The sequence below is a fragment of the Nocardia sp. NPDC051570 genome (assembly GCF_044454005.1).
Taxonomy (GTDB): Bacteria; Actinomycetota; Actinomycetes; order Mycobacteriales; family Mycobacteriaceae; genus Nocardia.
On the sequence record NZ_JBITDI010000017.1, the window covers coordinates 45,834 to 68,064 of the forward strand.

Here is a 22,231-nt window from a genome sequence, read left to right on the forward strand (position 1 = left end):
CACCGAAGGGAGCCTTCGCATCATGTCCGTGAACACAGCACTGACCACCCGCCTGACCACCGCGCTCGGACTCACCTCTCCCGTGGTGCTCGCGCCGATGGACCTCGTCTCCGGTGGGCGGCTCGCGGCCGCCGTCACCCACGCCGGCGGACTGGGACTCATCGGCGGCGGCTACGGGGACCGAGACTGGTTGATCCAGGAATTCGCCCATGCCGGGCAGGCCCGGGTGGGATGCGGTTTCATCACCTGGAGCCTCGCCCGGCGGCCCGATCTGCTCGATGTCGCACTCGATCACAATCCGGTGGCGATCATGCTGTCCTTCGGCGATCCGGCGCCGTTCGCCGACCGCATCCGCGCCGCCGGCGCGAAGGTCATCTGCCAGATCCACAGCGTCGAGGACGCACGAAAAGCGTTGGCCGCCGGGGCCGACATCCTCGTCGCCCAGGGCGGCGAGGCCGGTGGTCACGGCACCGCCGCACGCTCCACCTTCACCCTCGTTCCGGAGATCGCCGACCTCGTCGCCGACACCGCGCCGGACACCCTGCTCCTCGCGGCCGGGGGCATCATCGACGGGCGTGGCCTCGCCGCCGCACTCGCACTCGGCGCGGACGGAGCCCTGATCGGTACTCGCTTCTGGGCCAGCAGCGAGGCCCTGGTCCCGGCCGCTATCCAGCGACACGCGCTCGAGGCCAGCGGCGACGATACGATCCGCACGAGCGTCTACGACATTGTCCGAGAAAGCCCCTGGCCCGCCCGCTACACCGGCCGTCTGCTGCGCAACGCCTTCACCACCCGGTGGCACGGTCGCGAATCCCACCTCGTCGACGCGCTACCCGCCGCCCAGGCCGCCTACCGAGACGCACAGGCCCAGCACGACCCCGGCAACCTGAACATCATCGTCGGCGAGGCCATCGGCCGGGTCCGCGACATCACACCCGCGGCGGAGCTACTGCACACCATCACCAGCCAGGCCCGCCACCTGCTCACCTGACCTGACCTGCGAATGGTGTTGTCGGTGGGCGGAATAGCCGTCGAATCCAGTCCGTTGTCCAAGCCATGACCGAATTCGACAGGGACAAGCTCGTCTCCGATGTCAAGGCGCTCGAGGACTTCAACAGCGGCGTTGTCGAACAGTTCCGTACCAACGGCGGCCGGGTCGACGGCTTCGCGGACGGTCTGCTGCTGCTCCATACGACGGGCGCCAAATCGGGCAAGCCCCGGCTGTCACCGCTGGCGTATCTCGAGGTCGACGGGCGCATGCTGATCGTCGGCTCCTACGGCGGCGCACCGAAGGAGCCCGCATGGGTGCACAATCTGCGCGCCAACCCGCATGCCCGCATCGAGGTCGGTACCGATGCCTATGAGGTGGTCGCGCGCGAGCTGCCGCGCGCCGAACGCGACGAGCTTTACCCGCGGGTCGGCGAGCTGAACCCCAACTTCGCGAAGTATCAGACCATGGTCGATCGCGTCATTCCGCTCTTCGAACTCACCCGAGCCTGAACAGGCGACGGGCTCAGCCGCGCTTGCCGGCGCTCACGTACCGCATCTGCTGGGCCACGTCGACCAATTCGGCGGGCATGTCGGTGAGCGGGCGGCCGTAGGCGGCGGCCATCTCGAAGGGAGTGGTGAGGTGAACCGTCCAGCCGTGCCGTGACAGCCAGTCACCGGGATCGGAGCGGGCGTCGTCGTACCACAGGTCGCCGACGTCGAGGTCGCCGAATGGGCTGTCGCCGAACAGCTTTTCCTCCATGCCGACGAAGTGGTCCGGATCCAGGCCACGGCTGAATTCATCGGCGGCCACGCTGCTGCCCGGCGCGGACAGCGCGTCGATGCGTTCGAACAACGCGTCATGCGCCGCGCCCGGCAGGAACGGCAACAGCCCCTCGGCCGACCACACCGTCGGTCGCCTCGGATCGAAACCCGAGGCGGTGAGCGCACCGGGCCAGTCGTCGCGCAGATCGACCGCCAGCACGCGCCGATCGGCTTTGGCCGCGGCGTGATGGTCGGCGAGAACCCGATCCTTGAACTCCAGCACCCGGGGCTGATCGATCTCGAAAACGACTGTGCCCGCGGGCCAATCCAGTCGATACGCCCGCGCGTCCAGACCGGAGGCCAGGATCACCGCCTGCCGCACGCCGCGCTGCCACGCCGCGGCGAAGAACTCGTCGAAGAACCTCGTCCGAACACCCATGAACCGGCCGAACCGAGCCATCGCGCCCACCGCCGCCGGATCCTTCAGCAGGCGTGTGAAGCGAGGTTCCCCGGCCGCCTCGACGAACCATGCGGCGTAGCCGTCGTGGATCATCGGGTCGGGATCGATCGTTTCGAGCGCGCGAAATGTGGCCACGCCCAAGGCGGTCAGACCCACACTCGTCACGATGTCCCAGCTGTCGCCGTCTGTACGCATATGTCACCCCGTAGTCGGTCGTGATCGGAGTCATCTCCAACGGAGCCGTAGCCCCGCATCCGCGCCATCGATTTTGCTCCCGGATGGAACCGTCAAGCAACCCTGCGATCCGAAAGCCTCCGGTTCGTCCCGCCGGACAGGTCCCTACAGCGTAGCGTGGCAATCGAGAGTCCTTGTGCCCGTAGCTATTCCGTCGCCGCATCCGCCGCCTCGGGATAGCTCCGGTCCCGGTCGTAGCCGGACAGTGCGCGGGTCACTACGGCCGTGTTCGCGTGGGCGCAGTGCTCGGTAATAGCCGCGCCGATGCGGCCCGGTCTGCTGACCCCGGTGACCAGGATGCGGTGTCCGGCCCAATCCTTCGCAAGTGCTGGCAACCTACTTACACCTTTCTGATAAGCACCTGTGACAAGGGGATTTGCAGCCATAACAAATCGATACTCGGTAGTAGTCAAGGACAAGGGGTGCTGTCGAAATGAAAACGATCCGTCTTCTCGCCGCCGTCGGTATGGCCGCCGGATGTGTCTGCCTGAACATGGTGACCGCCAACGCGGCTCCGCCCGGCGGAGATTGCCTCTGGGACGGCGGTGCGCACCAACAGGGTTCGTCGGTCGTCGCCGGAGGCTATGCCTACACCTGCGGTACGGACGGTGCGGTCCCGGCCTGGAGCCAGGGAGCACCGACGAGTGTGGCGAGCAATGTGCCGAATCCGGGCGCACAACCCAACCCCGCTGGTCTGTACAGCGAGGGCGCCCGCCAGCCCGGCACCGATTACGACGACTACTGCTCGGGCGATCAGCTGATCCCCGGCGTCGGGGATGTCTTCGAGGCGGTTCCCGAGGGCGGCGGACTGTACTGGAAGTCCGTCGGGTCGATCTCCTCGTGGAGTTTCGACCCCGGCGTCTCCTGGCCGACGGACTCCACGCGCTCGTCGAGCATGTGCAACGACGGTCAATTGATGTGAGATAGGGCTCGGGCGAAGCCGACGACATGGTTGTCGTCGGCTTCAGCCGGCTCCGCGGGGCTCGGTATGTCTACGGCACATGCGGTTTGGTTCCCGGGGTTTGGGCGGGGTGGGTTTGGGGGCTGGCCGGGACGGTCGGCTTGGGGAGTTGGTCGGTCAGGTTCGCTCGGGTGACTTCGGCGTCGACGCCGGGGAATGTCGTGGGTCCGGCGGGAGGTTGGCCGAGGCGCAGTGCCGAGGTGAGGTCGCCGAAGGTTCGGCGGCGCCAGGAGGAGATGTTGGGTTCTGTGACGCCGGTGAACCATTCGAGGAAGCGCAGGACCGAGGTGTGGTCGAAGCGTTCGGTCGCCACCCATCCGCCCGCGGTCCAGGGGGAGACGATGATGCACGGGACGCGGTATCCGCCGCCGATCGGGAGGCCGTCGACGAATTCGTCGGGCTCGCCGGTCGGAGGCAGCGGCGGCACGACATGGTCGAAGAGGCCGTCGTTCTCGTCGTAGCTCAGAATGAAGACGGTCTTCGCCCAGACCGCGGGATTCGCCGCGAGGGCGTTGATCTTGTCGGCGATGTACTTCGCGCCGTCGGCGGGGCGCCAATCGGGATGTTCGGAGGCGGTTTCCGGCGGCATGAGCCAGGACACCGCGGGCAGCGTTCCCGAGCGGGCGTCGCTTTCGAACGTACCGGCGGGCGAGGCCCGCATCCCCTGGAGGTACAACGGCGAATCGGGTGCGGCCGTGCGGAACTGACTGAATTCGTCCAGCACGTTGTACGGCTGGCCGGATTCGATATAGACCTTCCAGCTCACCCCCGCACGCTCCAGCCGCTCCGCATAGGTCGTCCAGCTGTAGCCGCCCTCGGGCACGACGTTCGCGATGATCGGTCCGCCGCCCTTACCCTGCGGGTCGATCGTCCCGGTCATCCACATCATCCGATTGGGTGCGGTCGGGCCGAGCACCGAGCAGTGGTAGGCGTCGCAGACGGTGAACGCGTCGGCGAGTGCGAAATGGAATGGGATATCGGCTCGTTCGTAGTAGCCCATGACATAGGGGCCGTTCGCCCCGTCGGCCTTGCGGTGCGCGGGCAGCCAGCTGTCCATCAGTCCGCCGTTGAGCGCCTCGTGCTGGGGCGTCCATTCGTGCGAGGTCGAGGGGATCCGCTGGACGCTGTTGCGGTAGGTGTCCAGATGGAACGGCAGGGTGTAGCCGTCCGGATTCTCCGCGTCCGGCTGCATGAACACCGTCGACCCGTTCGGCAGCCGGATCGCCTCCGGATCGCTGAACCCGCGCACACCCGGCATCGTCCCGAAGTAGTGGTCGAACGAGCGGTTCTCCTGCATCAACAGCACGACGTGCTCGATCGGTTGCGGCGCAACGGACTGCGCGAGCGCGCGGCGCACGTTGATCGGCATGGCCGCCAGCGCCGCGGCCAGGGCGGTACCGCCCAACAGGCGTCGGCGAGTCAGCCCCGTCCCAGATTCGGCCGATCGGCTCATGGCTCCCACCTCGCCATATACGTATCCCACGTGATGAGTCCATTGCATCACGGCGGGGCGTCCGGTCCCTGAACCTCGAAGCCTCCATACGGAAACTCCCGATGTTCTTCGGCTGAACTCATCCGGTCATCACGAATTCGTTTGTGTGGCAACCTCACTGGCGATCGTTGCGCACGGCCGCGAGGCTCGGATCCGGCGCCGCCGGACCGATCACGGCCGCGCGTCGACTGCCGGCTGCCAGGAGTTCCTCGGTGAGCCAGGGTATGTTCTAAGTCAAGTGACTTAGCCAAGGATGTGAGAGGAGATAGCGGTGGCACGCGATACCCGCAGGCAGATGATCCGGCAGGCGCTGCTGCTGTTCCGTGCGCAGGGATACGCGGCGACCGGCATCCGGGAGGTCGCCACTACGGCCGGTGCGCACCGTGGAGTGATCTACCACCACTTTCCCCGAGGTAAAACCGAATTGGCCGAGGAGGTACTCGCCTCCATCGACTCGATGGCCGGCCCGCTCATCGAAGCGGTCTGCGCGCAGCAGCAGCCGATCCCCGCGATGCACGCGATCCTCGCCGGGGCGAAGATGATCATGACCGGCGGGGAGTATCCGCCCGGATGCCCGGTCGCGGCCATCACGATCGGTGCCGGACCCGACGACGAATCGCTGCGCTCATCCGCCCGCGACATCTTCCGCCGCTGGCAGAGCCCGTTCCGGGAATGTCTGCGGCGCAACGGATTTACCGAACCCGATGCTGCGAACCTGGCCACCCTGCTGATCGCGGGTATGGAAGGCGCGCTGGTGCTGTGCCGCGCCGAGGGCGACAACGACGCCCTCGATCGAGTCGCCGCCGCTCTCGAACGCGCACTGCGGGTATGACCGGAGCATAGGTTGTTCGATGTGGATATCGGGGAACCCGGCCGTCGCGAGCCCTTGCACAGCTTCTTCACCCCGGACGAGATCGCGGAAAAGCTACGCGCCCTGGGCTTCTCACAGATCGACGACCACTCCGCTCCGGACCTCCTCGCCGACTACCTCATCGGATCGGCCCTGCGCGACAACTTCACCGGCGCGCCACCCCAGGTTCTGCGCGCAAGCCGCATCGTGCGCGCAAGCAGCTGAGGGGCAGACAAACAGCCGCGCCGTAACCCAGCCCAGGCCGGGCCCGTGGAAACGACGAAAGGCCCTGCCGCTACGGTGGATTGATGATCTCGGTCAAGCAGCTCCAAATCACCTTCGACTGCGCGGAACCTGAGCGCGTCGCTCGTTTCTGGTGCGAGGTGTTGGGGTATGTCGTACCGCCGCCACCGGAGGGATTTGCCAGTTGGGACGATTTCGATCGCACGCTGCCGCCTGAGCGTCAGGGTGCGGAGTTCGCATGCATCGATCCCTCGGATGTGGGTCCGCGACTGTACTTCCAGCGCGTTCCCGAAGGCAAGGTCGTCAAGAATCGAGTGCATCTCGACGTGCGGGTCGGCACCGGGCTCGTGGGTGAGAAGCGCGTGGCCGCACTCGAGGCCGAATGCGCCCGACTGGTCGCACTCGGCGCCGTACGCGTGCAACTACTGCGCGCCGATGGCTTCAACGAGTCCTGCCTGGCGATGCAGGACGTAGAGGGCAACGAGTTCTGTCTCGACTGAGTGGGTCATCGGGCGTGACCGTCTAACCGGCGGCGGTGAAGCGGTGGGTGTGCGAGGAAGTCCAGCCGGGAGCGCCGGTATGGGCGAAACGTACCCACGCCCCGTGCATCTGGGCGGCGAGTGCGGCGGGCGGTGTGTCCGGGCCGAGTAGAGCGCCGGGGCCGCGTAGGGCGGGCAGTGCCGGACAGTCGAATACGAACGGGAGTTCCACCGTATGTGCCGCGCCGAGTCTGCCGTCCAAAGCGGGGGACTGCCAAGCGAATTCGTAGGTGTAGGTGGGCGCGGACCGGTGTGCGGAGTGAGCTTCGGCAAGTCGGCGGCTTCCGGTACCGAACAGTGCGTCGCCCAGGACCGCCGACTGTAGTTCGCCCGGGTTCGCTCGCGGATATCGGGCGCGGTAATCCGCCACCAACGCGTCCGGGTCGGTGGCGACCGTGGCGGCGGTGGCATGCAATTCGCCCTGCGTCGTGATGGCCGAAATGCGGTGCGGCACAAGGTAGAGGTTGGCCTCCTGGGTGTTGGTTCCGATGATCAGTGGCACCTGTGCGCCGACCCCCTCGGCCACGGCGTCGACCGGTTGGCGGTCCAGGACGAGGCTGAACGGGCTCAGCCCGGCGAGCGGATCGGACCGACTGGCCGTGCGCAGGTCGAGGCCGGTGAGTTCGGGCATCAGCGCGATGAGATGTTCGTCCGGGATCTCGGCGAAACCGCTGACCGTCGGCTCGATTCCGAGCGCGGCGCCCGCCGCGTGGGTGACCCGTGCGGCTTGTTCGGGGGAGAACGCACCCGAGCTGTTGCCGCTCTGTGAGATGGCGCGGTGGAACAGCTCCGATGCTCGAGGCATCGCCAGGATCGCGGAAACCATTGTGGCCCCTGCGGATTGCCCGAACAAGGTGACATTGCCGGGATCGCCGCCGAATGCGGCGATATTGCGTTGCACCCAGCGCAGGGCCGCGAGGATGTCGAGCAGTCCGCGATTGGCCGGTGCGCCGGGCAGGTCGAGGAATCCGGTGATCCCCAACCGGTAGTTGACGGTCACCAGGACGACATCGTCGCGGGCGAAAGCGGTTCCGTCGTAGAGGGGTGCCCGCGTGGAACCGCTGACGAACCCGCCGCCGTGCACGAACACCATGACCGGGCTGTTCCGAGCGCGCGCCGGCGCGTACACGGTAGCGGTCAGATAATCCGCCCCGGGGACCCAGCCGGGCGCGAAATACGGTGACATATCGAGTGTTCCGAAACCGTCGCGGCGCGGCTGGGGTGCGGTCGGCCCGGGCCGGGTGGCGTCGCGGATGCCGGGCCAGGGCCGATGCGGTGCGGGCGCGGCGAATCGAGCGGTGCCCGACGGCGGTGCGGCATAGGGGATATCGAGGAAGACGTGTGCGATGCCGTTGGTACGACCGCGGACCGCGCCTTCGGTGGTGGTGACGATGGGGTCGGACATGGGGATTCTCCTGACGTCTCGTGTCGCCGCCGCCTCAGATGCGCGCGAACGGGGCCCAGTGCTTGATGGCGAATCTGTCTGCGTCGCGGGTGATTTCGGCGCCGCCGTGTCCGCCGAGATGCGCGGGCAGCACGAGGGTGTTCGTGTCGGCCGCCCGGCCGAGGATCCGTCGGCGGGTGGCCCGCGCCTGCGCCGGATCTTCGCAGAAGCAACTGTTGGTGTCGGGCTCGACGAATTGCAGGGGAGTGTGCACCATATCGCCGACGAATACGGCCCGGTCCGTCCCCGATTCCAGGGCCAGTACCGATGATCCGGGAGTGTGGCCGGGCGCGAGGTCCAGTCGCAGATTCGAGTCGATGCGGTAGCTGTCGTCCCACAGCAGGGTGCGGCCGGCCTCGTGCACCGGGGCGACGCTGTCCTCGAAGACGTTCTGATTACCGCGGCCGAAGACCGTCGGGTGCCCGTTGGCGGGATTCCAGAAGTCGAAATCGGGTCGCGGCATCAGGTAGGTGGCGTTGGGGAATGTCGGCACCCAGCTGCGATCGTCGAGGTAGGTGTTCCAGCCGACATGGTCCACGTGCAGATGGGTATTGATCACCAGGTCGACGTCGGCCGGCTGGACCCCCGCCCGCGCGAGATTGCCCAGGAAATCGGTGTTCCGGTGACCCCAGACCGGGGCGTACGGCCTTTCCTTGTGGTTGCCCACGCCGGTGTCGACCAGAATGGTCTTACCTTCGCTGCGCAACAGCCAGGTCTGAACGGCCGAGATACAGACGTTGGCGTCCGCGTCGAGGAAATCCGGTGCGAGCCAAGACGTGTGGCGTTGCCAGGCTCCCTCGGGACTCTCGGGATAGAAGGTGTCCGGTGACATCTCGACCGAACCGAAGTATTCCGTGATCCGGGTGATCGTGACGTCACCCAAGACGATGTCATGCATGTTCCGCTCCAGAGTGCTTGCCGTTGTTCACCTCAGCGTGCGATCCGCCGGCAACCGCGTGCCAGCCCCGCTTCCGCATATCCCCCGCAGGGTCAGGCTCCGCGCCGACTCGCGTTGCACACTGGATACATGAGCGGTTCCACAGCGTTGGGAGAGTTCCTGCGGGCCCGGCGCGCGCGCCTGCGGCCCGAAGACGTCGGCCTGCCCGAATGGCCCGGGCGACGGCGGGTGAACGGTCTGCGTCGGGAAGAGTTGGCGCAGCTGGCGGGCGTGAGCGTGTCCTACTACACGCGGCTGGAACAAGGGCATTCGGAGAACGCGTCCGACGCCATCCTCGACGCGCTCGCCGGCGCGTTGCGGCTCGGCGAATACGAGCAGCAGCACCTGCGGCAACTCGCGACGCACCGCCCGCGGCGGCGACGCCAGCCACCGCAGGAACGGCTCGACCCGCTCACCCGGGATCTGATGCGTGCCGTCGAGACGGTGCCCGCGATGGTCCTCGGTCGGCGAACCGACATTCTGGCCTGGAATGCGTTGGGGCATGCGCTCCTTGCCGGGCATCTGGATCGCGGCGCGCCGGATCATGGTGCCGCCCGGCCGAATCAGGCCCGGATGCTGTTTCTCGATCCGCACACCCGCGACCTGTACGCGGACTGGCCGCGCAAGGCCCGCGCCGTGGTCGGCAATCTCCGGGCCGTGGCGGGCAGGCACCCCGACGACGCGCTGCTCGCCGCGCTGATCGGCGAATTGTCCATGAAGAGCCCGGAATTCGTGGACCTGTGGAGCGACCATCGGGTCAAGCCGTGCGAAGGCGAGACCTACGAACTGCGTCATCCGCTGGTGGGTCCGCTCACCGTCGCTCAGCAGATTCTCATCCCCGGGCGCTCACCGGAACAGACCGTGGTCATCGTCACCACGACCGCGGGTTCCGGTGCCGCGGACTCCCTCGAACTACTCGTCAGGTCCGCGTCACCGGTGCGAAACCTCGACTGACGATGCGGCTGCTTGGTGAAAAGCTCAGCCCGGTAGTTGCGCACCCTCGGCGAAGTCCGTCGTGCGCCGGGGTGTGCTGTGTGGGTCGGCTACTGCTTCGAGTAATCCGTGCTCAGCCATCGCTCCGGACGCATGCGGATGAGCAGCGAGCCGGGGGTGAGGCTCTGCTCGGTGAAGGCCTTGCCTTCCGCCTCCCCGAGGTAACGCCGCGCGATGGAACCCGCCGTTTCGGCGGTAGCCGATTCGATGCCGGTCACCGAGCCTTCCACCGAGACGTATCGGTACGGCGGCTGTTCCACCTGAGCGGTGAGGGCGAAGCGGCCCGCGGCGCGGATCAGCTTCTCCTTCACCGACCCGGTCTCGGTCCAGATGAGCACCTCACCGCCGGGTTCGTAGGCGTACCAGATCGGCACCGACAGCGGCGCCCGGTCCTGTCGTTCGATCGCGATCACTCCCACATGGAGTTCGGCCAGGAACTTCTCGCGCTCTTCGCTGGTCATCTTTGCCATCGATAGCTCCTCAGGTCGGTGCGGGCAGAACTGACATCTCAACAACCTCACACAACAGTGGCATATTTCCAGCATGCTTCACGCAGCGACCTGGTCCGAGCGGGACGTGCTGCGGCGCAACGTATCCGCTCCTGCCGGTGTCGTGCATCCGGGGAAAAGGTGTGGACCGGTCATGGCGTTTCCGTATGGAATAGACCTGGATCAGGCGCCGTTCGATCGGTGTGTCGGGCCGAGGACAGGGGATGCCGTTGACTGCCGCTACCACCACGAAAGCCTCGGTGGGTTTTCGCTCCGAGCGAGGGCCGATTCTCGCGGCGCTGATGGTCGCCACCTCGTTGGTGGCGCTCGACTCCACGATCATTGCCACCGCGGTGCTCACGATCACCGATAGTCTCGGCGGGTTCGCCCAGTTCCCGTGGTTGTTCTCGATTTATCTGCTGGCGCAGGCGGTGACGGTGCCGATCTACGGCAAGATCGCCGACACCGTGGGGCGCAAGCCGGTCATACTGTTCGGCATCGCCGTGTTCGCGCTCGGCTCGCTGCTGTGCGGGATCGCGTCGAATATGGTGGCGCTCATCATCTTCCGCGCCGTCCAGGGTGTCGGTGCGGGTGCCGTGCAGCCGATGTCGATGACGATCGCGGGCGATATCTACACCCTCGAGGAGCGGGCCAGGGTGCAGGGCTATCTGGCGAGCGTGTGGGCTGTTTCGTCGGTGCTGGGTCCGCTGCTGGGCGGGGTGTTCTCCGAATATCTGAGCTGGCGCTGGATCTTCCTGATCAACCTGCCGCTGGCGGCGCTGGCCGGATGGATGCTCGTCCGAACCTTCCGGGAGACGACGCGGCGGCAGCGCCAACGGGTCGATTACCTCGGTGCCGGATTGCTCACCGCCGGCGCGGGGGCAATCATGTTGGCGCTGCTCGAGGGCGGGCATTCGTGGGGCTGGACGTCGCCGACGAGCATCGCCCTGTTCGCCGGTGGTGCGGTCGCGCTCGCCGGATTCGTCGTGGTGGAGCGCCGGGCCGCGAATCCGATTCTGCCGCTGTGGATCCTCACTCGGCGGGTCCTCGTGGCCAGCAGCCTGATTTCGATGCTGGTCGGCGCTGTCATGCTCGGGTTGACCTCCTACGTACCGATTTTCACCCAGGACGTGCTCGGCACCGGTGCGCTGATCGCCGGGCTCACCGTAGGGGCGCTGACCCTGGGTTGGCCGCTGGCCGCCTCGCAGTCCGGCCGGATATATCTGCGCATCGGTTTCCGCATCACCGGCATGATCGGCGCGAGCATCGCCACGCTGGGTGCCGGGTCGCTGCTGCTGCTCACCGGCCATCCGCCGCTGTGGGAGGTGGCCGCGGGCTGTTTCATCGTGGGCGTGGGCTTGGGCCTGATCGCGAGTCCCAGCCTGATCGCGGCGCAGACCAGCGTCGACTGGTCCGATCGCGGCGTGGTCACCTCATCCAACATGTTCGCCCGCTCGATCGGCAGCGCGGTCGGTGTCGCGGTATTCGGCGCGATGGTGAACGCCAAGGTCGGCGGAGTCGACCATCCCGCCCCCGCCGCCCTCTCGTCGGCCGTCCACGGCGTCTTCATCGGCGTCGCCGTCATGGCCGTGATCATGATCGCCGCCGGCGCGGCTATGCCGCGCCCTCGCCCCGCCACTTCGGTCCCGGTGCCCATCGGCGACTGACCTGCCGCTGGTGCTAACAGGGCATGGGTTGGCCCTGGTAGTCGAGGAACCGCAATCCCGATTCGCCGCTGTGGCTTTCGATCGTGTCCACGACGATGAGGGCGGTCTCGGCGAGAGTACTCATTGCTCGCTCGAGCCCGGACCGCCGGCGTGAGGATCTGCTCACACCACTCGCGGAAGCTCGTCGGGCTCGCGGTGCATCGGTGCGGGAGTCTGCCGCTGACTTGGTGGTGGTAAGTCCGGGTTTGTGGCTTGTCCGAAGAATCGGTGTGTGGGGTCGGGTCGATTTTCGTGCATCCGGCAGAGAGCGTTACCACCGTCGCGATATGCCGGTATCTCGGATACTATCCTCGCGTGAGTCGTTACTGGCACGCTGTCACCCCGCCGCCGTCCGCTTGATCGGGCGCGCCTGCTGATCATTTGACCTGAACTCCGGCTGATCCAACGGCAGTCGTGAGCGTCGTGCGCCCGATTCGGATGATTTCCTGACGAATTCGACGACGGAGTACACGACTGTGCCGAATCGGCCTTCTGCTACATCAATCCGACCCGCTACTCTCGCACCGGCGAGTCCCTGGACCGGCCCGGTGCCCATCCTCACTGCCGCGGTGCTGTGGGGCTCGACAGGGACTGCTGCCTCCTTCGCGCCCACCGGAACACCCGCTGCCGCAATAGGTTCCGCGGGCCTGGCCCTCGGCGGTCTACTGCTGTTCCTGTCCGCGCGCGGTCACCGCCTGGCCTGCACCTCGTCCGAGCGCTGGCTGTTGCTACTCGGCGCGTGCGCGGTCGCCGGGTATCCGCTCAGTTTCTATCCAGCCGTGGCGCGAACGGGGGTCGCGGTGGCAACCGTGATCGCCTTGGGCTGCGCACCGATATTCTCCGGACTGCTGGCCTGGATGACGGGAAGGAGCGCCCCGACGGCACGCTGGGGTTGCGCTACCGCCGCGGCTGTAATCGGCTGCGCTGTGCTCGTTCTCGGCTCCGAACTGAGTGGGAGCACGGCATCTGTCGATCTCCTGGGAATCGTGCTCGCCGTACTCGGCGGCCTGACCTACGCCGTCTACGCACTGATCGCTGGTCGGCTCATCGCGCGCGGTCACGCCTCCGGTTCAGTAGTCGGCATCATGTTCGGCACAGCTGGACTGCTCGTCCTGCCGGTGGTGTTGTGCACCGGTCCGCGGTGGCTGGCCACCCTTCCCGGCGCCGCGGTGGCGCTGCACCTGGCGGTGTTCACCACCTTCCTCGCCTACCGGTTGTTCGGATACGGGCTGCGGCACACCAGTCCGGAAACAGCCACGACACTGACACTCGCCGAACCAGCGGTGGCAGCAGTCCTCGGCGTCACGATGGTAGGTGAGCGATTATCGGCACCGTCCTGGTACGGAATGGCGCTGCTTGCTATCGGTCTCATCACACTTGCCTTGCCTGCGCGCCGAACGAGCTGACCCTCATGGCGGTTCGTCGGGTGTGCTGTGCCGCCGTCCGTGCACAGGCACCCGAACGCGGTTCGGCACAGCAGGGCCCCGCCTCGACCTGCTGGCCGCAGGGTCGGGGTGGGGGTATCCCCGGGGTGAAGGCGGCGGCTGCCCCAGTGCGCGGCGACACCATCGCGGGTGACGCTTCTTGTGAGATCGCACCATCACAAGTCGAGGGGTATACAGCATGGTCAGGGACTGGAAACGCGTCAGCCGGCAGGGGCTGTTGGTGACGGCGGCGGTGATCGCCGTGGGGGCGATCACCGCATGCACCGCGACCCAGGCGGTGCCGGATGTGCAGCAGGATTCGCTGATTCGCGTACTGGAGCAGGCGGCTCATCCACTGCGCTCGACCGAGCCCGGGAGCGACACGGCCGATCTGCGAGCCCTGGGCGCGATGATCGGCAACGCCACGGTGGTCGGCCTCGGCGAGGCCACGCACGGCTCCCATGAGTTCTTCACCATGAAGCAGCGAGTCTTCCGCTATCTGGTGCAGGAGAAGGGTTTCACCACCTTCGCCCTGGAGCTGAGCTGGTCGGCGGGGCTGCGGATCGACGAATACGTCCAGACAGGCCAGGGCGACGCTCGCGCCATCGCCGAGGCGACACTGGCCGAATCTCCTTGGGACCGCGAGGAATTCGTGAGCCTCATCGAATGGATGCGGGACTACAACAGTCACCATCGTGGCCGCACCGTCCACTTCATGGGCGATGACATCGGCGCACCCACACTGGACGATGAGTTCTTCGGCCGAGTGACCGGCTATGTGCAACACAACTATCCGGAATCGCTGCCGCGGCTCACCGAGCTCTACACCGGACTGCGCCCGATCAACGACGTCTTTGCCTACCTGGGCAGGCCGCTTCCGGAACGACAGCGGCTGGCCGCCCAGGCACGGCAGGCCCTGGACCTGATCAGCGGATTGAAGGGCGCCGGGGGTGAGGCATTCGACCGGCTTGAGCAGAACGCCCGATCCATTGCCCAGACCGCCGAATTCCTCACCATGGACGTCGACGATCCGGCCTCGGTGACCACCTCCGAGCGCTTCCGCGACGAGGTGATGGCCCAGAACGTCACCTGGTGGCAGCGGCAGACCGGTCAGAAGATACTGCTGTCGGCGCATGACGACCATGTCGGCTACATCGCCGGGGATCCCAAGACATATCCCAAGACGCAGGGATCGTTCCTGCGCGACACGATGGGCGCCGACTACCTGGCCATCGGCTGCACCTTCGACCGAGGGTCGTTCCTGTCCAAGGACACCGCCCTCGGTGGCGACTGGAAGAAGTTCACCGTGGGCGCCGCCGCGCGCGGTTCGAACGAGTACACCCTCGACCAGGTCCGCGACCGGGACTACTACCTCGACGTCCGCACCGCACCGGCAGCCGCGCGCGCCTGGCTGGACATCGCCCGGCCCACGCGTGCGATCGGCACGCAGTACCCTGTCGATCCCGAGGACATCGCGATCGCCCGCTCCTTCGACGTCCTCGTCCACCTCCACGAGGTCCGCGAGGCCGATAAACGTAAGTCGTGACAGTGGTGGAGTTCAGTGGAGCGCTACCGAGATGCCCGCTGACGCATCACGGTTCAGCGTGTTCGCACCGGTGGACGAGGTCATCGAGGAGGCGGCCGAGCTGTGCTGGTCCATCTGGGACGGATTGTCGGTTCAGGCCAACCTCGGCACGGGCCGCGAGGACCTCCTCGCGGCGGCGCGCCTCGCCCGCGAGCTGATCTGCCGACAGACCACCGCAGCGGATCGCTCAGCCCGAATCTTCCCGATGGGCTACTTCAGTAGTTCGATCACGGCCCCGAACTTCTCCAGATCCGGTTCCAGCACAGTGAAATACGTGATTCCGTAACGGTCCCGGCATTCCCGCACACTGTCGGCGATCTGCTGTGGCGTCCCCACCATCACCGCGGGCGCGGTATCGATCCGATCGTCGGTGAATCCGGGCAGGTACCGGCGCACTCGCTCACTCACGGCGGCACGCTCCGACGGTGTGCCCACCGCCCACACCAGCAGGTTGAGTTCCACCTGATCGCCGCGGTCGCCGAGCAGGCCGCGCACGTACTCGGCGCGTTCGGCGAGCTGGTCCGGGGTCGAGGCGTTCGGCGGACCGGATTTCGGAGTCGTGGTGCCCGGTAGGCCCACCACATCGGCGTGCTGAGCGGCGATGCGCAGCAACCGGTTTCCCGATCCGGCGATCAGAACCGACGGTCCTTCCGGCCGTGCGGGCGCCGGTTGGTATCCGGGATCGGAGTAGAGCTTGCGCATGATGAGCAGGGTCTGCTCGAGGTGGTCGACGCGGGCGCCCGGGCTGGGCATCGGTATCCCGGCGGCATCGAATTCTTCCTTCACGTATCCCGCACCCAGCCCCAGTTCCACTCTGCCGCCGCTGAACTGGTCCAGTGCGGCAACGTCACGGGCAAGCAGCACCGGGTTGTAGAACGGGGTGTTCAACACGAAGGTGCCCAACCGAATTCGTTCGGTGGCCTCTGCCGCCACCGACAGGGTGGGGAACGGCGCGGGCATCCCGAGATGATCGGGCACCGCGAAGACGTCGAAGCCGAGTTCTTCTGCGTGGCGGGCCTTTTCGGCCCATTCGGAGCGGGAGCCCGGTGACATCATGTTGATACCGAAGCGGAAACTAGCAGCAGCCATGATCTCGTTCCTACCATCCGAACATCCGGCGCGCACCGAGCGCGCAATCGCGCCCCGCGTGAAGTCCGTCCGAAGCGGGCTGCGCGGGACCTCCGAAGATCTACGCGCCGTGGTTATCTCGGCCATCGCGCGAAGGCCGGGTTCATGGCCGTGGAGCGGGGCAAGCGGCCTCCCAGGCCGCCTCGATCATCGGAAAGATCTCGTCCATCGCGGCGTCCGGATCGTCCGCCTCGCGGGTCAGCGCGAAGGCGTCGATCACGAACCTCGCGATCGTCCGGCAGGCCGTTGTGGTCTGGGACAGGCCGGGATCGCCGGCGATGGCCGCGGCCAGCGACTCCGCATGGCGAAGCCGCATCGACTCCTCGTACTCCCGCAGCGCGGGTGATCGGTCGATCATGTGCCAGATCGGGGCGGCGCCGTCGGCCGTGCAATGTCGCACCATGGCGTGGATCTCGTGGCGCAGCGCGGGGATGAGCGGTTCGTGTGGCGCCCTGCCGGTGACCGCCCGCGTGAGACGCTGCTCGAAGTCTTCGTCCTGCTCGAACACCAGGGCCTCTTTCGAGGCGAAGTGGGAGAAGACCGTGGTGACGGCCACGTCGGCCTCGGCGGCCACGTCACGGATGCCCACCGCGTCGTATCCGCGTTCCAAGAACATCCGCAGGGCGGTGTCGGCGATCTTCTGGCGGGTGGCGGCCTTCTTACGCTCACGGCGTCCGGGAGGCACGGTCATGTCTTGACACTATCAGATGCAAATCTGTAGCAGTATCTAAACACTAACCGTTAGTGTTATGTTCGTCGGCATGAAGAGAGTGAGCTTCGCCGAGTTCGGCGGTCCGGATGTTCTGCGACTGGTAGACGTCGAGGAGCCGCACGCGGGCCCTGGTCAGGTACGCATTGCCGTGCGGGCGGCGGGCGTGAACCCGGTCGACTGGCGGATCCGCGAAGGCCAGTTCCAGCAGGTCCATCCGATCGAGTTGCCCGCCGGAGTCGGGCAGGATGCCGCCGGGGTGGTGGACGAGGTCGGCGAGGGCGCTCGAGGGGTCGAGGTCGGCGACCACGTATTCGGCGAGGGGTCGAGCACCTATGCGGAGTTCGCCGTGCTGTCGGCGTGGGCCCGGATGCCCGAGGGGCTGACGTTCGAAGAGGCGGCCGGGTATCCGTCCGTGGTGGAGACCGCGCTGCGCATCATCGGCCAGGTCGGTGTGCGGTCCGGGCAGACACTGTTGGTCAGCGGTGCGTCCGGGGGAGTCGGATCGGCGGTGCTGCAGATCGCCCGCGCCCGCGGCATCACGGTGATCGGTACGGCCGGGGCCGCGAACCAGGACTATCTGCGCGGCCTCGGTGCCGTCGCCACGACATATGGCGAGGGCTGGGTCGAGCGGGTGCGGCGGCTGGGCCACGTCGACGCGGCACTCGATCTGGCCGGCTCGGGCGTGATCCGCGAGCTCGTCGAGCTGACCGGGGATTCGCGAAAAGTGGTCTCCATCGCCGATCTCGGCGCGCCGGAGCTCGGTGTCCGGTTCTCCGGCGTGGCCGGGAGCATGCCGGATGCCCTCGCCCAGGCCGCCGACCTCATCTCGCGGGGAAAGCTGCACATTCCGGTCGAGAAGTCCTACCCGCTCGCCGAGGCCGCGGTGGCGCAGATCGATAGCCAGGCCGGTCATACGCGCGGGCGCCGGGTCGTGGTCGTCTGAGCCGTTCTCGCGCAGGATGTTCCGCGGCCGGAATGCGGTCGGGTGAACCGGTCGGCGCCGGCAAACCCGTCGGCCGCTGGATCCTTAGGTCGTGAATGGACTTGCTCAGCGGTGGATCGGCGGGCCTCGTGTCTATGATCATGAGGCCTTCACAATTGTTGTTGTGCCCCACGGGCAATGTGACACGGCACGAATCACCGCCCTTGCGTTCGGTTGGGCGAGCATCGGCTGACCGAGAATGTCGGGTGTGGCCGAGCCCGAGAACGATACCGTGACGATTGTCGATCTGCGAGGAATCGCGTTGGCGCACTATGAGCGCGGCCAGCGCGGTGATCGGCCGTGGGCAGAAGATCTACGCTGGGGTGACTTTCGGGATCCGAATTCGGCAGGCCTGATTCTGCGGGCACTGGCGGGATGGGGTGCGACCACCAACGCCGATTTGGGTGCCGTGTTGGTGAATGTGGGGGCTCACCGGCGACGGTTGTTCCACACGTACACACGGGATCTGACCGCGGTGCCGTCGACCGAGCCCGAGCTGCCGCCGGGGCTGCGGTCCGTCCCCGCATCGGACGTGCCGCCCGCCGCGCTGCACGAGGCACTGCTGGCGGGTTATCCCTCGACTCATCCCGACTACGACGAAGGGGCACTGGAGATTCTCGACGCGCTGTATGACGGCTCGTTCATGGGACCGCTGCTGTCGTGTAGCACCGTGGCATGGGATGGGCGCCGAGCGGTCGCCGCGGTGCTTGTCCAGGACATCGGGGGCGAGCCGCCCTTGGAAGGTCCCTGGATCTCCGACATCTTCCGCCAACCAGGCCCTGGTTACGCGGGACTCGGAGCGCTGCTGCTTCGGATCGTCATGGCCCGCGCGGCCGCGTCCGGCCTTGCGGCACTGGGGCTTTCGGTCACCGACGGCAACCCGGCCCATAAGGTCTACGACCGGGCCGGGTTTCGTCGCACGGCGAGCTGGATGGATCTGATCTTCCCCGCCTGACCGCTGGGTCTAGAGGTTTCGTTCGGCCGCGCTTCGTTCGACGCAGAACTCGTTGCCCTCGGGGTCGAGCAGGGTGACCCAGCCCAATCCGTCCGCGGTGCGATGGTCCTCATACAGCTTGGCGCCCAAGGCGATAACGCGTTCGACCTCGGCGTCGCGGGTCCGCTCGGTGGGCATCCAGTCGAAGTGGATGCGGTTCTTGACCGTCTTGCTCTCCGGTACGCGGATGAACAGCAGGGCCGGGCCGGGTGCGGGAGCCTCGATGAGGACCTCCTCGTCGCCCGGCTCGTCCCCGTCAGAGATCGGCCAGCCGGTGACGGCGTTCCAGAAGGTTGCGAGTTCGTACGGGTCGGCGCAGTCGATGGCCAGAGTGCGGAGGAGCATGATCGAGAGCGTAGCCGGAGATATTCTGTGCGGCAGTGCATCTCGGTGCGTGGGCGCGCATCAGGTCGGGGTGGCCAGGGCGAAGGGGAGGACCGCGGGGGCGCCGGACCGGCGGAGGGTGCGGGCGGCGAGGGTGAGGGTCCAGCCGGATTCGGTGAGCGTGTCCACCAACAGGATCGGGCCGTCCAGAGGAGGGAGGGTGGGCGGCTCCCAGGAGTCGAACAAGGCGGCCACTCGGTGGGCGGAGTTGGCGGCCGAGACCGGAGGATGGCCGGCGCGGGGGAGCAGGGTGCCGAGATCTTGGAGGCGGCCGACTTTGGCCAGGCGGGTGGCGAGGTCGGTGGTCAGGACGGGGTGTGTGGTCGAGGGCATGGCCATGATGGCGGTGGGGCGGTGGCCCCAATTCCAGTCGCGCAGAACGGCTACGCACGCGTCGAAGACCGAATCGGGCAGCGGGCCGTCGGGGCCGTCGAGCAGGGTGCGCAGGCGGCTGCCCCAGCCGAGGTCGCTGATGCGGCCCAGGACGCGGCCCGTTTCGGGACCGTCGGTTATCTTGCCCGACAACGGGATTCCCAGTTTGGCCATGCCGGTGGGCCATTGCTTGCGCGGGGACAGGTCGATGCCGGGGCGATCCAGGCGGGTGCGGATGGCGGCCAGATCGTCCTGGTTCACCGCGGTGTCGGGGCGGGTGCCGGTGCAGTTGTCGCAGCGGCCGCAACCCTGGTCGGTCAGGCCCGGATCGTCGAGCTGGCGGCGCAGGAAGTTCATGCGGCATTCGGTGGTCGACTGATAGTCGATCATCGCTTGCTGCTCGGTTTCGCGGGCGGCGGCCAGGCGCTCGTAGCGTTCGGCGTCGTAGTACCAGGGGTCGCCGGTGGCCAGCCAGCCGCCGCGCACGCGGCGCACCGCACCGTCGACATCGAGCACCTTGAGCACCATCTCCAACCGGGATCGGTTGAGTTCCACCAGCGGTTCCAGCGCGATCGTCGATAGCGGGCGTTCGCGATCGAGGGCGTCGAGCACCGCGCGCACCGCTGGTTCGCGCGGAAAGGCCACCGAGGTGAAGTAGCTCCAGATGCGGCGGTCCTCCTGACCGGGCAGCAGCACCACCTCGGCGCGGTCGGTGCCGCGGCCCGCGCGGCCCACCTGCTGGTAATAGGCGATCGGTGAGGAGGGCGCGCCGACGTGCACGACGAATCCGAGATCGGGTTTGTCGAAACCCATGCCCAGCGCCGACGTCGCCACCAGCGCCTTGACCTCGTTGTCGAGCAGGGCCGTCTCCAGCGCCTCGCGTTCGGCGGGATCGGTCTGCCCGGTATAGGCGGAGACCCGATGACCGTGCGAGGCAAGGACATCGGCGAGGTCGTGGGCGGCGGCGACGGTGAGGGTGTAGATGATTCCCGAACCGGGCAGCTCGTGCAGATATCGGCTCAGCCAGGCGGTGCGCTGTACGGCGTCGTCCATGCGCAGCACCGACATGTGCAGCGATTCGCGATCCAGTGTGCCGCGCAGGACGAGGGCGTCGTCGCGGCCGAGGCCGATCTGGGTGGCCACGTCCGCGACCACGCGATCGTTGGCCGTCGCGGTGGTGGCCAGCACCGGGATATCGCTGCCGAGGTCGGCGATCAGGGTGCGGATGCGGCGATAGTCGGGCCGGAAATCGTGACCCCAGTCCGAGACGCAGTGCGCCTCGTCGATGACCACCAGACCGGCATCGGCGGCCAGCTTGGGCAGCACCGAATCACGGAAATCCGGATTGTTCAGCCGCTCGGGACTCACCAGCAGCACGTCGACCTCACCCGCGGCCACCCGCGCATGGATCTCGTCCCATTCGGTGACGTTGCCCGAATTGATCGTTCCCGCAACGACTCCCGCCCGCTGCGCGGCCACCACCTGATTACGCATCAGCGCCAGCAGCGGCGACACGATCACCGTCGGCCCGCGCCCCTGCGCCCGCAACAGTTTGGCGGAGATGAAGTACACCGCCGACTTACCCCATCCGGTGCGCTGCACCACCAGCGCCCGGCGCCGACCCACCACCAGCGCCTCGATGGCCGTCCACTGATCCTCGCGTAGCCGGGCACGCGGCCCGGCCAATTCACGCAGCAGCGCCTCGGCGGATTCCCGCAGGTCGGTAGTCATGGGGCCCATCGTGCCGTACCCCACCGACAGCTGGCTACGCCGACCGCGCAGCCGCACCCCTTACACGCCGAGAAAGGGTGCGGGATGCGTGTGTTGCCCGATGTCTCGTCCGTCAGGCCAAGGTCAGTTCATATAGTGGTAGTTTCCTCAAAGTGCGGCGCTGAGCCAGCGTTTCCATTGTTTTAGGGTATCGGGGGATCTCCCCAGATTCCGGCCTCGCGAGCGATGGCGACCAGTTCGTGGAAATCGAGTGGTTGCACGACACCGCTCAAAGCGATGGAGTCTTTGACGCCCAGGGAGTCGAGCTCATCACGCAGGAGCATCATTCGGTAGTAGCCATTGCCGTGCGTCGGAGTTCTTGCTGGCCTGATAATTGTTCGTGTCAACGTCGGCAATTTGGATTGCCATGTGCGACAAGGCTATTCGAACCTATTACCCGAATGCGTGAATGGCGTGACCTCCGCCGAGGAGGTCCGCCTGCAATCCTGAGACGCCCCCATTGTCAGTGCGCTATACGTAACTACATTGTGCTCCTTCAGGTTTCGCTGTTGTGACGCCCGCGGTACGTATCCGGTAGAGTCCCGGGTCGAGCCCGGATCCCCTGTGCTACAGAGGAACAAAGGGGAAGTAGCCGCGAGTCAGCTAATCGATACACCATCGGAATGTCAGCCGTACGCGTGGTCGGCAAGGCGCACGGGTTGCCGTACTTCCGAGTGTCAGCGTTGGGGTCGGTTGCCTTGCTGGACAGTAGTGGCAGGTTGTTCTCGGCGGTGCGGCCCGCAGCGAAGGGCGGCTCGGGATGTAATGCCGCCCTTCCGAT

The 22,231-nt window shown here is 66.9% G+C and carries 24 protein-coding genes; 13 read left to right on the top strand and 11 right to left on the bottom strand.

Features of this window, described 5'->3' with window-relative positions; translation table 11 throughout:
- Positions 1-22: 22 nt before the first annotated feature.
- Together ACIA76_RS33375 and ACIA76_RS33380 are read left to right on the top strand one after the other, a co-directional pair.
- Positions 23-991 (top strand): NAD(P)H-dependent flavin oxidoreductase, encoded by a 969-nt coding sequence (locus tag ACIA76_RS33375; protein WP_397157625.1) that lies wholly within the window; start codon positions 23-25, stop codon positions 989-991.
- A gap of 65 nt (positions 992-1,056) precedes the next feature.
- The gene (locus ACIA76_RS33380) at positions 1,057-1,500 is read left to right on the top strand and encodes a nitroreductase family deazaflavin-dependent oxidoreductase (protein WP_397157627.1); all 444 of its coding nucleotides are present in this window, start codon (positions 1,057-1,059) and stop codon (positions 1,498-1,500) included.
- A 13-nt stretch (positions 1,501-1,513) separates the two neighbouring features.
- Here ACIA76_RS33380 and ACIA76_RS33385 read toward each other — a convergent pair whose 3' ends face one another.
- A complete protein-coding gene (locus tag ACIA76_RS33385; RefSeq protein WP_397157629.1) occupies positions 1,514-2,407 on the bottom strand; it encodes a class I SAM-dependent methyltransferase in 894 nt (297 codons plus the stop codon).
- Between the two features lie 185 nt (positions 2,408-2,592).
- Entirely contained in the window at positions 2,593-2,781 is a 189-nt protein-coding gene (locus ACIA76_RS33390) for a hypothetical protein (RefSeq protein ID WP_397157631.1), read from the bottom strand.
- A 98-nt stretch (positions 2,782-2,879) separates the two neighbouring features.
- Here ACIA76_RS33390 and ACIA76_RS33395 point away from each other — a divergent pair, with 98 nt between their 5' ends.
- A complete protein-coding gene (locus ACIA76_RS33395; protein ID WP_397157633.1) occupies positions 2,880-3,368 on the top strand; it encodes a hypothetical protein in 489 nt (162 codons plus the stop codon).
- A 70-nt stretch (positions 3,369-3,438) separates the two neighbouring features.
- Here ACIA76_RS33395 and ACIA76_RS33400 read toward each other — a convergent pair whose 3' ends face one another.
- The gene (locus tag ACIA76_RS33400; RefSeq protein WP_397157635.1) at positions 3,439-4,860 is read right to left on the bottom strand and encodes an alkaline phosphatase family protein; all 1,422 of its coding nucleotides are present in this window, start codon (positions 4,858-4,860) and stop codon (positions 3,439-3,441) included.
- Positions 4,861-5,170: 310 nt separating this feature from the next.
- On the opposite strand from ACIA76_RS33400, the gene ACIA76_RS33405 reads away from it, so the two are divergent.
- From ACIA76_RS33405 to ACIA76_RS33415, 3 genes are all read left to right on the top strand, one after another.
- Positions 5,171-5,731, top strand: coding sequence for a TetR/AcrR family transcriptional regulator (locus ACIA76_RS33405; RefSeq protein WP_397157637.1), 561 nt, complete (start codon positions 5,171-5,173; stop codon positions 5,729-5,731).
- A gap of 21 nt (positions 5,732-5,752) precedes the next feature.
- Entirely contained in the window at positions 5,753-5,974 is a 222-nt protein-coding gene (locus ACIA76_RS33410) for a hypothetical protein (protein WP_397157639.1), read from the top strand.
- Between the two features lie 83 nt (positions 5,975-6,057).
- Positions 6,058-6,492, top strand: coding sequence for a VOC family protein (locus ACIA76_RS33415; RefSeq protein WP_397157641.1), 435 nt, complete (start codon positions 6,058-6,060; stop codon positions 6,490-6,492).
- Positions 6,493-6,514: 22 nt separating this feature from the next.
- On the opposite strand, the gene ACIA76_RS33420 is transcribed toward ACIA76_RS33415, so the two are convergent.
- Both ACIA76_RS33420 and ACIA76_RS33425 read right to left on the bottom strand, forming a co-directional pair.
- Entirely contained in the window at positions 6,515-7,936 is a 1,422-nt protein-coding gene (locus ACIA76_RS33420) for a carboxylesterase/lipase family protein (protein WP_397157643.1), read from the bottom strand.
- 34 nt (positions 7,937-7,970) lie between these two features.
- Positions 7,971-8,873: an MBL fold metallo-hydrolase gene (locus ACIA76_RS33425; RefSeq protein WP_397157645.1), complete on the bottom strand. Its 903-nt coding sequence runs from the start codon at positions 8,871-8,873 to the stop codon at positions 7,971-7,973.
- Between the two features lie 129 nt (positions 8,874-9,002).
- On the opposite strand from ACIA76_RS33425, the gene ACIA76_RS33430 reads away from it, so the two are divergent.
- Complete coding sequence (locus tag ACIA76_RS33430; protein WP_397157647.1) at positions 9,003-9,866, top strand: helix-turn-helix domain-containing protein; 864 nt, start codon at positions 9,003-9,005, stop codon at positions 9,864-9,866.
- A gap of 89 nt (positions 9,867-9,955) precedes the next feature.
- Here the strand turns inward: ACIA76_RS33430 and ACIA76_RS33435 are convergent, their stop codons facing one another.
- Positions 9,956-10,375, bottom strand: a complete 420-nt coding sequence (locus ACIA76_RS33435) for a pyridoxamine 5'-phosphate oxidase family protein (RefSeq protein WP_397157649.1) — start codon at positions 10,373-10,375, stop codon at positions 9,956-9,958.
- A gap of 242 nt (positions 10,376-10,617) precedes the next feature.
- Between ACIA76_RS33435 and ACIA76_RS33440 the strand changes: the two genes are divergently transcribed.
- From ACIA76_RS33440 to ACIA76_RS33455, 4 genes are all read left to right on the top strand, one after another.
- A complete protein-coding gene (locus ACIA76_RS33440) occupies positions 10,618-12,060 on the top strand; it encodes an MDR family MFS transporter (protein WP_397157651.1) in 1,443 nt (480 codons plus the stop codon).
- 587 nt (positions 12,061-12,647) lie between these two features.
- The gene (locus ACIA76_RS33445; protein WP_397157653.1) at positions 12,648-13,505 is read left to right on the top strand and encodes an EamA family transporter; all 858 of its coding nucleotides are present in this window, start codon (positions 12,648-12,650) and stop codon (positions 13,503-13,505) included.
- 217 nt (positions 13,506-13,722) lie between these two features.
- On the top strand, positions 13,723-15,069 hold the full coding sequence (locus tag ACIA76_RS33450) for an erythromycin esterase family protein (RefSeq protein WP_397157655.1): 1,347 nt from the start codon (positions 13,723-13,725) through the stop codon (positions 15,067-15,069).
- A gap of 31 nt (positions 15,070-15,100) precedes the next feature.
- On the top strand, positions 15,101-15,394 hold the full coding sequence (locus tag ACIA76_RS33455) for a hypothetical protein (RefSeq protein WP_397157657.1): 294 nt from the start codon (positions 15,101-15,103) through the stop codon (positions 15,392-15,394).
- Here the strand turns inward: ACIA76_RS33455 and ACIA76_RS33460 are convergent.
- Together ACIA76_RS33460 and ACIA76_RS33465 are read right to left on the bottom strand one after the other, a co-directional pair.
- Complete coding sequence (locus tag ACIA76_RS33460) at positions 15,319-16,197, bottom strand: LLM class F420-dependent oxidoreductase (RefSeq protein WP_397157659.1); 879 nt, start codon at positions 16,195-16,197, stop codon at positions 15,319-15,321. The genes ACIA76_RS33455 and ACIA76_RS33460 overlap by 76 nt on opposite strands.
- Positions 16,198-16,339: 142 nt before the next feature.
- Positions 16,340-16,927, bottom strand: coding sequence for a TetR/AcrR family transcriptional regulator (locus tag ACIA76_RS33465; protein ID WP_397157661.1), 588 nt, complete (start codon positions 16,925-16,927; stop codon positions 16,340-16,342).
- A 70-nt stretch (positions 16,928-16,997) separates the two neighbouring features.
- Between ACIA76_RS33465 and ACIA76_RS33470 the strand changes: the two genes are divergently transcribed.
- Positions 16,998-17,891: an NADP-dependent oxidoreductase gene (locus tag ACIA76_RS33470; RefSeq protein WP_397157663.1), complete on the top strand. Its 894-nt coding sequence runs from the start codon at positions 16,998-17,000 to the stop codon at positions 17,889-17,891.
- Positions 17,892-18,138: 247 nt separating this feature from the next.
- On the top strand, positions 18,139-18,885 hold the full coding sequence (locus ACIA76_RS33475) for a hypothetical protein (protein ID WP_397157665.1): 747 nt from the start codon (positions 18,139-18,141) through the stop codon (positions 18,883-18,885).
- 9 nt (positions 18,886-18,894) lie between these two features.
- Here ACIA76_RS33475 and ACIA76_RS33480 read toward each other — a convergent pair whose 3' ends face one another.
- From ACIA76_RS33480 to ACIA76_RS33490, 3 genes are all read right to left on the bottom strand, one after another.
- Positions 18,895-19,269 (bottom strand): VOC family protein, encoded by a 375-nt coding sequence (locus ACIA76_RS33480; RefSeq protein WP_397157667.1) that lies wholly within the window; start codon positions 19,267-19,269, stop codon positions 18,895-18,897.
- A 60-nt stretch (positions 19,270-19,329) separates the two neighbouring features.
- Positions 19,330-21,420, bottom strand: coding sequence for a RecQ family ATP-dependent DNA helicase (locus ACIA76_RS33485; protein WP_397157669.1), 2,091 nt, complete (start codon positions 21,418-21,420; stop codon positions 19,330-19,332).
- A 173-nt stretch (positions 21,421-21,593) separates the two neighbouring features.
- The gene (locus ACIA76_RS33490; RefSeq protein WP_397157671.1) at positions 21,594-21,737 is read right to left on the bottom strand and encodes a hypothetical protein; all 144 of its coding nucleotides are present in this window, start codon (positions 21,735-21,737) and stop codon (positions 21,594-21,596) included.
- Between the last annotated feature and the right edge of the window lie 494 nt (positions 21,738-22,231).